14 protein-coding genes are annotated in these 11,719 nt (G+C 39.0%); 9 read left to right on the top strand and 5 right to left on the bottom strand.

Going from position 1 to position 11,719, the window contains the following annotated elements; genetic code table 11:
• Window positions 1-60: 60 nt before the first annotated feature.
• Both rimI and NT178_11135 read right to left on the bottom strand, forming a co-directional pair.
• The gene (gene rimI, locus NT178_11140) at window positions 61-594 is read right to left on the bottom strand and encodes a ribosomal protein S18-alanine N-acetyltransferase (GenBank protein MCX5813084.1); all 534 of its coding nucleotides are present in this window, start codon (window positions 592-594) and stop codon (window positions 61-63) included.
• A complete protein-coding gene (locus NT178_11135) occupies window positions 591-1,253 on the bottom strand; it encodes a molybdenum cofactor guanylyltransferase (protein MCX5813083.1) in 663 nt (220 codons plus the stop codon). The genes rimI and NT178_11135 overlap by 4 nt, the downstream gene beginning before the upstream one ends.
• A gap of 262 nt (window positions 1,254-1,515) precedes the next feature.
• Between NT178_11135 and NT178_11130 the strand changes: the two genes are divergently transcribed.
• The 5 genes from NT178_11130 to pgsA all read left to right on the top strand — a co-directional run bounded on the left by NT178_11130 (window position 1,516) and on the right by pgsA (window position 6,715).
• Window positions 1,516-1,998, top strand: coding sequence for a TRAP transporter small permease (locus tag NT178_11130; GenBank protein MCX5813082.1), 483 nt, complete (start codon window positions 1,516-1,518; stop codon window positions 1,996-1,998).
• Complete coding sequence (locus NT178_11125) at window positions 1,991-3,295, top strand: TRAP transporter large permease (GenBank protein MCX5813081.1); 1,305 nt, start codon at window positions 1,991-1,993, stop codon at window positions 3,293-3,295. Before NT178_11130 ends, NT178_11125 begins: the two co-directional genes overlap by 8 nt.
• A gap of 123 nt (window positions 3,296-3,418) precedes the next feature.
• Window positions 3,419-5,395, top strand: coding sequence for an ATP-binding protein (locus NT178_11120; protein MCX5813080.1), 1,977 nt, complete (start codon window positions 3,419-3,421; stop codon window positions 5,393-5,395).
• A gap of 170 nt (window positions 5,396-5,565) precedes the next feature.
• Window positions 5,566-6,150 (top strand): lytic transglycosylase domain-containing protein, encoded by a 585-nt coding sequence (locus NT178_11115; protein MCX5813079.1) that lies wholly within the window; start codon window positions 5,566-5,568, stop codon window positions 6,148-6,150.
• The gene (gene pgsA / locus NT178_11110) at window positions 6,140-6,715 is read left to right on the top strand and encodes a CDP-diacylglycerol--glycerol-3-phosphate 3-phosphatidyltransferase (protein ID MCX5813078.1); all 576 of its coding nucleotides are present in this window, start codon (window positions 6,140-6,142) and stop codon (window positions 6,713-6,715) included. The genes NT178_11115 and pgsA overlap by 11 nt, the downstream gene beginning before the upstream one ends.
• Before the next feature lie 42 nt (window positions 6,716-6,757).
• Here the strand turns inward: pgsA and NT178_11105 are convergent, their stop codons facing one another.
• Together NT178_11105 and pal are read right to left on the bottom strand one after the other, a co-directional pair.
• Complete coding sequence (locus NT178_11105) at window positions 6,758-7,840, bottom strand: KamA family radical SAM protein (GenBank protein ID MCX5813077.1); 1,083 nt, start codon at window positions 7,838-7,840, stop codon at window positions 6,758-6,760.
• A 25-nt stretch (window positions 7,841-7,865) separates the two neighbouring features.
• A complete protein-coding gene (gene pal / locus NT178_11100) occupies window positions 7,866-8,390 on the bottom strand; it encodes a peptidoglycan-associated lipoprotein Pal (protein MCX5813076.1) in 525 nt (174 codons plus the stop codon).
• On the opposite strand from pal, the gene NT178_11095 reads away from it, so the two are divergent.
• Complete coding sequence (locus NT178_11095; GenBank protein MCX5813075.1) at window positions 8,375-8,695, top strand: hypothetical protein; 321 nt, start codon at window positions 8,375-8,377, stop codon at window positions 8,693-8,695. The two genes, pal and NT178_11095, sit on opposite strands and share 16 nt — an antisense overlap.
• A gap of 26 nt (window positions 8,696-8,721) precedes the next feature.
• On the opposite strand, the gene NT178_11090 is transcribed toward NT178_11095, so the two are convergent.
• Window positions 8,722-9,645, bottom strand: coding sequence for a 1-phosphofructokinase family hexose kinase (locus tag NT178_11090; protein ID MCX5813074.1), 924 nt, complete (start codon window positions 9,643-9,645; stop codon window positions 8,722-8,724).
• 115 nt (window positions 9,646-9,760) lie between these two features.
• On the opposite strand from NT178_11090, the gene NT178_11085 reads away from it, so the two are divergent.
• From NT178_11085 to NT178_11075, 3 genes are all read left to right on the top strand, one after another.
• Entirely contained in the window at window positions 9,761-10,015 is a 255-nt protein-coding gene (locus NT178_11085; GenBank protein ID MCX5813073.1) for a hypothetical protein, read from the top strand.
• Between the two features lie 175 nt (window positions 10,016-10,190).
• Window positions 10,191-10,727 (top strand): outer membrane protein transport protein, encoded by a 537-nt coding sequence (locus NT178_11080; protein MCX5813072.1) that lies wholly within the window; start codon window positions 10,191-10,193, stop codon window positions 10,725-10,727.
• Window positions 10,728-10,927: 200 nt separating this feature from the next.
• Window positions 10,928-11,305, top strand: coding sequence for a hypothetical protein (locus NT178_11075; GenBank protein MCX5813071.1), 378 nt, complete (start codon window positions 10,928-10,930; stop codon window positions 11,303-11,305).
• The last annotated feature ends 414 nt before the right edge of the window (window positions 11,306-11,719 follow it).

Here is an 11,719-nt window from a genome sequence, read left to right as displayed (position 1 = left end):
TAAACGTTTAGCTGGCAGTAAAAATACCGTCTACGATCTACGTTGAATGCTCCATGCTGTTTAATGCAATGAAAGCTGCATTACAAGAGCGTCTTCATGTGTGTCTGTATAATACCCTTTTCTTTTTCCAATAACTTCAAAACCAAACATTCTATACAACTTTTTAGCTTTGATGTTACTATCTCTTACCTCAAGGAAGAATTCTGATATATCTCTTTTCTCGCAATATTCAATTGTATGCCGTATAAGTCGTGAGGCATATCCTCTTCTCCTGTAATCAGGATTTGTTGCAAGATTTAATATATGAGCTTCATTCAACACAGAATATAACATGATATAACCGAGCAAAAGTTTGCTTTCCTTAATTACAAGACTGATAGATATGGGCGAAGATAATGTCTCGTTAAGCATTTTTTTTGTCCAGGGCGTAATAAAAGAACGTTTTTCTATCTCAAGGATTTTTTCAATGTCGCCTTTCTGCATCTTGCTGATAACCAATTCATTATTACAGGAGGCATAGCGATGTTCTTCTTGCCCTTCATCCGTTAACGGTTGTTGTCCCTCGTGCATTATTCCACGTCTCTGGATGATCATATAGGGCTCCTCTCTTGCAGGTCAATGCTGGATCCGGCAGGGCTTTTTGCCCTTAGTCGGGGGTTTATTTTGTTTACTGTACTAACCTGGTTTTGTAATATTACCAGATCATCGATTGTATTGATATTCGTGAACACAGAATAACCATTATTTGTAAAATATGGGTGTTCATCTAAAACTCTCACAGAAAGAAAAGGGAAAACACCTGTGGCTTTTAAACTGTTCTGTGCTATCAATTTAAATAGATGGGGGATACATGATCTGCCATATATCGCATAAAGCGGTTCATAGCCTCCTTTCGATCTGGGGATTATTAAGTCCTCACCGTGCGCTTCATCTATCATATATTCTATTGATTCTTTAGAGACAAAGAGCATATCGCATGCAAGTACAAACACATAGGGCGTATCGGCGTACAACAGCGCTGATACAATGCCTACAATAGGGCTTTGTACAGGGAGAATATCTTTAAATATCGGGACATCAAGGCCGGCAATGATTTTATGGTGATTTGAGATGATAATGATCTCATCAAAAACCTTTTTTGCTTCATCATATACCCGGTTTATCAGCGGCTTTGTCCCGACAGGGAGGGTTGCCTTGTCACTCCCCATTCTTTTGCTGTTACCTCCGGCAAGAATAGCACAGGTCATATTCATGTATATAGCTTTTACCATCTTTTGGTGAATGTGTAAAGGCACAACGTTCAGTTCTTTAAAACGCTTCTGTTGTTATTATGATTCAGATGTATTGTATAATAAGTTATGCATATAACAAATAAATGTTCTGTCGACAGAATATGCTATAAAAAGCAGCAGATCAATATTTTCACTTGACAAAGTGTATACAAAAATGGAAATATTTATCTGCTGTTTTTGCACAAAAATAAGTATTGGAAAATAGCATCAATCAGGAGGGTTTATGGGTGGATTTCTAAGAATTGTCGAAAAACTAAGCAAATGGATGGGCTTTGTTTCCGGATGTGCGCTGACAGTTATTATGCTTGTCACAGTAGCAGATGTATTTTTGCGGATTTTCAACCGTCCCATTGTAGGCACATATGAAATAGTTGGTTTCGGCGGGGCAATTGTTATAGGATTTGCTGTTCCCATTACATCGTGGATAAGGGCTCATATCTTTGTTGATTTTGCTGTCAAAAGTTTTTCAAATAAAATTCAAAATGTGTTTAATGTTGCCACGCGCATCACCGGTATCATATTGTTTATTCTCATAGGCTGGAACCTCTTTGTTTACGGATCAGATCTTTACCAGTCAGGAGAAGTAAGCACTACACGCCAGATGCCTTTTTATCCTATCGCATTCGGATTGGGCGTGTGCTGTTTTATACAATGCCTCGTACTTGTATCTGATATCGTTAAGATCGCCGGAGGACAATATGAATGAGGTAACTGTCGGACTGATAGGATTAACCGCTATACTGATTATGTTTCTCACAGGCATAGAATTGGCCTTTGCCATGATTCTCATAGGTTTTATAGGATTTGGCTACCTCATCTCCTGGAGCGCTTCGATGAACCTGCTTGCAAAGGATTTTTTCGATGTCTTTGATTCATATGGTTTTACCGTCATCCCTCTTTTTATTTTAATGGGACAGGTTGCCTTTAACTCAGGTATTGCAAAAAGACTTTTTACCTGTGCATATAAATTTATAGGGCATATCCCCGGCGGTCTTGCCATGGCAACCGTTGCAGGCGCAACTGCTTTTAAGTCAATATGCGGTTCTTCTCCGGCAACTGCTGCAACCTTTGCCAGTGTCGCTGTTCCTGAAATGGACCGTTACAACTATGACAAAAGACTTTCGACAGGTATCGTTGCAACTGTGGGAACTCTGGGCATCTTATTGCCGCCGAGTGTTACGCTGATCATATTCGGCATTATTTCCGACCAGTCTATTGGAAGGCTCTTCCTTGCAGGCATATGCCCCGGCCTTCTTATTGCCTTCTTTTTTATCGTAATTATCTACGGATGGTGTAAAATTAATCCTGCTCTTGGGCCCAAGGGGCCAAAGTTTACCTGGGCGGAAAGATTCAAGGCACTCCCGGAGGTTATATGGGTTGTTGCAATCTTTATCCTGATGATAGCCGGCATTCTCAAGGGATTCTTCACGCCGACCGAGGCTGGAAGCGTGGGAACCTTTTTCGTGCTTGTTTTAACCTTTGCCAAGAGGGACCTGAACTTCAAAGGTTATATAAAATCAGTCTCAGAATCAATAAGGACCGCATGCATGGTGCTTATGCTCATAGCCGGTTCAACCGTGCTCGGACACTTTATTGCCGTAACAAGGATACCCATGATCGCCGCCGACTGGATCGTAGGTCTTCCCCTTCCAACATGGCTTATAATGGTCTTTATCACATTCGTTTATCTTATCGGCGGTTCTTTTATTGATGACCTCGCATTCATGATACTGGCAACACCTATCTTCTTCCCCGCAATCATCAAGCTCGGCTATGATCCTCTGTGGTTCGGCATCATGATCGGCGTTACCGTTATGGTTGGTGTTGTCATACCGCCTGTGGCAATTAATGTCTTTGTTGTAAAGAATATCACCAAAACTCCCTTCAGTGTGATCTATGCCGGTGTATATCCTTTTCTGATAAGTCTTGTAGTCGGGGCAATTCTCCTTTTTATATGGCCCGGTCTTGCCACATGGCTTCCAGGCTTTTTGATGCCGGGATGAAAAGGCAGTGAATAGTTGTTGTTAAATCAAGCAGGGCTTCTCAATCGAGAAGCCCTGCTTGATTTATGGAAAAGAATTTCCTTGCACCATTTCTTTACTTATTGTAATTTCAAAATATCAGCGATGAATATTTACAGCATACCGCCTCTTCTAAGTGCGATAATTCTCCTCATACTCTTTTTGATGGGAATATTTAAAGCAAAAAATGCGCATATAAATCTGTTGTTTTCTCTGATATGTATTATTGGTTGCATGCTTAACATTGATAAGACCTTGCTTACTATTGTGCAGGATGAAGCTCTGGCAATCAGGATAAGCAGAATAGACCATATTTTTCTTGTTTTTATTATCCCTCTTTATCTGCACTTTACGATTTTGGCCACAGGACATAAGGGGTGGATGCCTCTTGTGAAAATATTTTATATCATCGCATTTTTTCTTATACCTCTCACGCAACACCCCCTTTACCTGACGGGTGTCATACGATATTATTTTGGTTTTTTTGCTGCTTCAGGCTCGTTATTTTACGTATTCGGCACATTCTGCACGTTAAGCGTTGTACTCTCACTTTACCTCCTTTTCAAAAACCTGAAGGAGGAAAAGGTTTCAATCAAGAAAACAAGAATAAAATATATTATTTTAAGTTTTGGCCTCGCTGCCTTTGTAAACCATTTTGATGTTGCTGTTATGGGTGGATACGAGGCATATCCCATCGGTAATTTTATCTTTGTCCCTATGTGTCTTCTCGGATATGCAATTTACCGGCATGATGTGATGGAATGGAAGATATTCCTGAATAAGGGCATTGTGTTTGTTACCCTGCTCCTCATATCAATAGGTTTCTTCATCGGCCTGGAAGTGCTGTTAAAAAACCTTTTTCGAAATTCATTAAACACTGATTTGATATCGTTGACAGCAATGATATTTACATTTCTTTTAATTTATATTTCCAAGGAACGGGTACAATATTTTCTCATACAATTTCTCCAGCAGGAATTCATAAAAAACAGAAAAGCGATAAAAGATCTTAGTTTTGAAATATTAACGCTTTATAGTGTCGGTAAAATTAAAAAAACAATTATTGAAAGGTTATCGAATACGTTTACTCTCGAAAGATGTAATATTATGATGGTTCCAAGGACAGAAGAAAGCGAGGTTTTTCGATTTATTCATGAAGCCGATGAGCTATGGAAACAGGGTTATAGATTGTCCCTGCCCGTGCCATCCAAATTGCATCCTGCATATCTGTTATTGGGTGAAAAAGGAGATATGAGTCTTTATACCGGCGAGGAAACTGAAATATTATCGATCCTTGCAAATCATATAGCCCTTGCCCTTGACAATGCCGCTTCGTATAAAAAAATACAGGATTTTTCCAACTCGCTCGAAAAGCTTGTCGACGAGAGGACAAAAGCCCTTATTCAGAGTGAAAGTCTTGCTGCGGTTGGACGACTTGCCGCAGGTATTGCCCACGAGCTTAACAACCCCATTGCAGGAGTTATGAGCACCCTTGAATACTACATTGACCACCTTGAAGGTCAAAATGAACTTCTCGATGACCTGACTTTCTCCCTTAATGAATTGAAAAGGACAAAAGAAATTATTAAAAGCTTGCTTGAAGCTTCAAGACAGAAAGATGAAGTAAAGGAGCTTGTAGAAATACATGCGCCTATAGAAGATACTTTAAGAATACTTCACAATCAGTATAAATTAAAAAAGATTTCCATCAATAAAAAATTCAATGCAACCAGCAGCATTATTAAAGGGAATTCTGCAAGACTGTGCCAGGTATTTATAAATATAATAAAGAATGCAATTGATGCTATCGGTGATGAAAACGGTGTTATTACCATTGAGACATTAAATAAAGACGAAAGCCAGCTTGTATGCAAAGTAACGGATAGCGGCGCAGGCATAGAAAAACATGTATTGAAGGATATTTTTAAACCTTTCTTCACGACCAAACAGCAAGGCAAGGGGATAGGCCTCGGCTTATTTATTGTACATGAAATTATAAAAGATCATGAAGGATCAATAGAAGTAGAAAGCAATAAAACAACTGGGACTACCTTTACGTTTATTTTCCCCTGCCATCGATAAAACTGTTGAATATATTGACCTGGGGGGTGTCTATAAGCCACATTTCAAAGGTATGGACGATGAAAAAATCTTTTTTGTGCATTGCCGTGGAGCCCTGATTTCAATGGTTAAGTTTTGTATTATAGCTCAAAATGCTTGACAAGCTTGAAAAAGTTTACGAAAATAAGTCAATGAATTTAAAAGCGATAGCATTGATCATCATTTGCCTTGTCCCGATATGTGGATATGCAGGCATTTATGGTTATACTGACGAGCGTGGTGTTTATCATTTTACAAATATTGTCCCTGTCGGCACAAAATACCATGTCGTAATATCCGAAAAAAACACTTCCATGCTGACCAAGAGTATAGATAATAGCAACTACGATAAGATTATTATGTATCATTCAAAGCTCCACGGGATGGACCCTTCACTCATAAAGGCTGTTATGAAGGCCGAATCCAACTTTAACCCCTTTGCATTATCCAATAAAGGGGCGCAAGGGCTAATGCAACTCATGCCCGATACGGCAAAACTAATGAAGGTGGACGACCCCTTTAACCCTGACGACAATATTCAAGGAGGAACAAAATATTTGAAATTGTTAGACAGCATCTTTGATGGAGATCTTGAATTGATGCTTGCCGCATATAATGCAGGCCCGAATAGAGTTATAGAGCATAATATGAAAGTTCCCCCGATTGAGGAAACCAGGACATTCATAAAAAAAGTGAAACAATACTACGGTAAATTAAAGAAGCCAGATGAAGGCTAAAGATGAAAAAGCATCCCTCTGGACGCTTCCCAATAGACTCAGCATAATAAGAATACTTTTTGTACCACTCATCATTATTTTTATATCTACAGAAGAAGAAGAGCTGATCTTTGCGGCGTGCCTTTTGTTTATTATTGCAGGCATAACGGATGGTCTTGATGGGTACATAGCTCGAAAAATGTCCATGAAAACAAAGCTGGGGCTATATCTTGATCCGATTGCCGATAAGATTCTTGTTACCTCGGTCCTTATCACACTTTCATACTACAGGCTCGTGCCTCTTTGGATTACGCTAATCCTTGTCGGAAGAGAATTTCTGATAAACGGCCTCAGATCTTTTTATGCAACAGAAGGCATTGCTATCTATCCATCTTTTTCCGGCAAGCTGAAGACTGCCCTGCAAATCATCGGGATTACCTGCATACTTTTTTACAGTTCGATCTACAAGCTTGACCATATAATACACCTGCTCGGGTTGATAATCTTATATGCTTCACTTTTTTTCAGCATATATTCTGCCGTGTATTACATAATTGCAATATTCAGAATGCCAAATAAACCGTAAATGCATTACCGGTAACACATTTACGGGCAAAGACTTCTAATTTCAGGGCAAACCTTGTTTGCAGATATTACATTTTGAGCAAATACTCTGTTTAGCATCATCATTGTAAATACCTGTTTTGCCGGACAAACCTTCAACAATAACCTTATTGCCCCGTCTTTTCTTGATATATTTGTAATCCACCGAAACCTTGCCGAGGCCTCCGGTAATGTCCAGCGCATATTGCGGTATTGCGAGACCAGAGTTGTTAGCCCTTAAATATCTCATTATCTCAACACCTTTTTTTAATTTTACCTTAAAATGTCCGGCGCCTCTGACTTCATCAAGCTGAAAAAGATAATAGGGTTTGACACCACAGTAGACAAGATTTTCAAACAATCTGGCAAGAACGTGCGGACAGTCGTTTACGCCCCTTAAAAGCACGGTCTGGCTTATAATGATATTGCCGGCATCCCTTAATCTGTTTACGGTTTCAATAAAATCAGTTGAGACTTCACGAGGATGATTTATATGAATCACAATCCATAGAGGCGAACTCTTTTTTAAAGCATCAAAGTGACCCTGTTTCAAACCCTCAGGATATACAACGGGCATCCTTGTGCTTATTCTGGTATTTTTTATACTCCGTATAGACCTCAATCTTGATAAAATGTAATCCAGTTCATCAGATGAGAGCATAAAAGGATCTCCTCCAGAAATGATAACCTCATGTGTTTCTCTATCCCTTTCTAAATATTGAAATGTTTCCTCCCAGTGCAACCTGGCGTCCCATTTTTTACCGATAAGCCTTCTTCTGTTGCAGAATCTGCAATACATAGCACAGTCCGAACTTGCTAAAAAAACGCCCCTATTCTGATACCTTTTAAAAAATGAGGGTGTTAAGGATATTTTTTTTTCGTTGAGAGGATCAGTATCTCCGTTGCCGGTTAGCTCTTCTTTTGAAGGCACGGATTGTTTCCTTATGGGGCAAAGAGGATTGTCTTTTTCCATAAGGTCTAAATAAAATTTTGGTATTCTAAAGGGATGAGATATGGAAACCTTTTCTATTTCTTCTTTTGTTTTTTTATCTAAGCATAGATGTTTTGATAATTCTTCAACAGTATGGATAAAAGGGAGGGTAGTCAAAGTGCCCTCCCTTTTTCGCATCACCTTACTTAAGCGGTAAAAACTGAGCTCTTCTGTTTTTTGCCCATGCTGCTTCGTTGTGTCCCGGATCAAGTGGTTTTTCTTTCCCATAGCTTACTGTCTCTATAAGATTTGCATCAACCCCGAGATTTACGAGATATGATTTTGCGGAGTCAGCCCTCTTTTGACCAAGGACAAGGTTATATTCTATTGTGCCTTTTTCATCGCAATAACCTTCGACTCTGACTTTTTTGCCTGGGATAGCCTTAAACCAGTCCGCATTCTGTTTCAATATCTCGGCATCTCCTGGTCTTATATTGTATTTATCAAAATCGAAATTCACATCTTTCATTGCTATTGCAGGAGCCGCCTCCGGCTGCGGTGTTTCAACAGGTATTACCGGTTTTACTTCAGGCGCAACAACTTTTGCTCCCGGAGCCTGAGGAGGAGGAGTTTCCCCTTTAATTTGCTGCATAAAGCATCCGCACCCGCCTAATGACAGTGAAGCTAAAATAACAAATAAAATAAGTCCAAATGATTTTGCTTTCATGGTTCACCTCTTTCTTCATTGGTTTAGGGTATACCCACGAATGGATATACCCTGATAAAGTGAAAAACTACTTTTTCTCTGGCGCTGGTGCTGGAGCTTTTTCCGGTGCTGGCGCTGGTGCTGGAGCTTTTTCCGGTGCTGGCGCTGGTGCTGCCGGTTTTGCTTCTTCTTTAGGCGCTGGCTTTGGTGGCTCTGCTGATGGACCACAGCTTACCAAAGTAAAACTGGTAAAAAAGGCAATAGCTATGAATAATATCACAAGCTTTTTCATGTACTTTCACCTCCTTTCATTATGTAATATATAATACACATCATTAAAAAGATAAGTAAATTAAATAATTTTAATCTTTACATCTTTTTTTATTGTATCAATATCCTCTTTCTTACACAACTCTCTTCCTTGATTAAGGGTGGCAGCTGTACCGCTTGCAACACCCAAAACAAGGGCCTCCTTAAAACTTTTACCCTCACTGAGCGAAAAAACAAGGCCTCCGACAAGCGAATCACCTGCACCAATGGAGCTTCCTACCTTTATTTTAGGTGGAATGACGTGATATACCACATTATTTGAAATACCAAGCACCCCCATAGCACCCATCGAAACTGCTATATATTCTACAACATTTTTATAAGGTTTTGCATACTCAATTATTTCTTCAACACTTGATATATTATTTTCGGTAAGCCTGCCGAACTCATGAATGTTCGGCTTTATTAAAAAAGGTTCTGCACTTATACCATTTTTTAATGCTCCGTGATCAGTATCAAGGATTACTTTTATATCTTTTTCTTTTAGAGTTATTATAAGCTGTGCGTAAAAATTATCACTAACAAACCTTGGTGCATTTCCAATGATCACTACAAGACTGCCCCTTGGAATTTCCTTTATTTTATTAAAGAAGGTTATGATCTCGAGAGAACTTACATCCGGGTCTGAAGAACTCAGCAAGGTCTGTATTTTTTTATTCTTCTGATAAACTGTGGTATTTGTTTTTGTCTCGTTATTAATGCGTGTAAAATCGCAGATTATTCCTTCGTTTATGAGTCTGCTTTCAAGCTCCAGTCCGCTGTATCCGCCGATTAATCCAAGGACAATGCTCTGACCGCCGAGTTCTTTGATGACCCGTGAAACATCTATGCCTTTCCCGCCGGCATGTTTTTTCTCCTCTACGATTTCGTTTACATCGTCGTATACAAGTTCTTCAATATCTATCGTTTTGTCAAGATATGGATTGAGTGTTATTGTATATATCATCAAAACCTCAAGGGTTATTTTATTAAATATTTTTCTAAATGGCTACAAAAATATTAAATATTGTTTTTTTCAAGCTGTAATGCTAATTAGATTTATTAAATAAAGACTATAAAAAGTGAAAAAATATCTTCTTTTTTTGCCTATAATGTTTTTGCCTCTAAATGTACTCGGGGCTGCATTTATCATTTATAACCAGGATGCGAAAGTAAATGGTATGGGGATGGCAGGCATCTCCGTTGATAATCCGTCTGCGATATTTTACAACCCTGCCTTGCTTGTCCATCAAAAAGGCTTCGGTGCTTCTGTAAACAGTACAATGATTTCCCCGAATACCCGATACGAAGACCCGTCAACCGGGAAAAAGACTTAAGCAAAAACTTCTACGCATCATATACCGTCTATACATTAAATATACAAAAGACTATGTTTCCTTTGGAATCGGGATCTTTTCCTTATTCGGCTTATCAACGGAGTGGCCGAAAGATTGGTCGGGAAGATACATAAGCACTTTTGCTGAAATAAAAACTACTTATTTAACTCTGTTTTTGCATATAAAATACAAAGGAGGGGCATATTTTTATCTTCCTTCTCCATTATCTTCCTCGTCAACAAGGGCTGCTGCCACATTTACTCTGCCTTTTGTAGCTGCTGCTGGTCTGTCGAAACAAATCGGGGCGCTTGTGCTGGAAGGAGATGTGCTTTATAGCGGATGGTCTTCCATGAGCAGTTATCGTGTATCGTCGGACAATGGTTCAACAAATACTTTCTATTACAAAGGTTGGCGTAATACTCCAAGCATTGCTTTTGGCGCAAACTACCGGTTAAACAAATATTTTGAAATACGGGGTGGTTATATGTTTGATAAGAGCCCTATACCAAGAAAAACACTTGGTCCTGAACTTCCCGACAGCAAAAGACATATATATACTCTTGGAGCAACATGTCGGAAGAACTCATTTAAGGCAAGCATAGGTTATCAGACTACCCTCTTTAACAATGAAAGATCATACCTTCCGGCCATAAATGGAACATATAGAAATTTTGCCCATGTCGGGTTTATGAGTTTTGAGTATAATCAATAGGTAGTCCATATGATTTGGCTGTCAATTATCGGCGTATAATCCATTCAAAATAAAGGTGGGCAGGTTTTTACAGAACATGCTCCAATTCTTTACCTGAACGCGTAATACTTGCTGTTAATATTTTCATCTATTATGCGATAAAATATAAAGTATATAGCCAATAGAGCAACCATCATAAATTCTGAAAAGGAGACCGGAATATGAAGGAAAACAGGATTGATTTACGTTGTGATGTAAAAGAAGAAAAGTATAGCCGGTTTTTTATCAAGAATTCGGACTTTAAGGAAAAGGTAAAAATATTAAATATCAGTAAGACCGGTCTTTTATATGAATTCCCAAAAAGTAGAAATAATACTATGGAAGTCGGTGATGTTGCTACGCTTATGTTCCAAACAGGTGAAGAGGTCTCTACATTTGCAGTAACGATACGTTGGGCTTCAGACTATTTTAAAAACACAAAAAAGAAGGAGTTCAGGAAATACGGTGCTCAAATAAACAGAACAACTCTCACCAATCCTTATCTATGGGACGATTACACGAAATTTCTATTAATGAAAAAGAGATTTTCTTTAAAATAGCAGGAACCACAGGGCCTTTATATCAGGCATTTTCCAATAACTTGTCGGAAAAGCCCGCGCATTGTGGGCGCCGCGTTGACTATACTGACAAATGCTGTTAACGGCTAACACACTGCTTCCGATTGTATGATACCAAAAACCTCCTTGACAACATACTGAGATTGCAGGACAATAGAAAAAATAGGGCGGGTATGACGGGGATCAATCGGTTCGATAGAATCTCTTCTTGGCTGGGGAAAGATATTTACTTATTTATGGACGTACCCAGATCCCCAATGTCAAGAATAAACGGCCTGTTGCCCAAATCCCCTTAACCTTTGCGAGGGTAGTCCAACTATTTTGCTACAATGTCCACAATAGTATACAATAAACTGGCATTTTATGCCTTCATATGATACAATAACTCATCTCAAC

It is taken from the genome of Pseudomonadota bacterium (assembly GCA_026388255.1).
In the GTDB taxonomy this organism is placed as follows: domain Bacteria; phylum Desulfobacterota; class Syntrophorhabdia; order Syntrophorhabdales; family Syntrophorhabdaceae; genus JAPLKB01.
The sequence above is the reverse complement of the archived record's forward strand: the minus strand, read 5'-3'. Positions and strand labels throughout refer to the sequence as shown.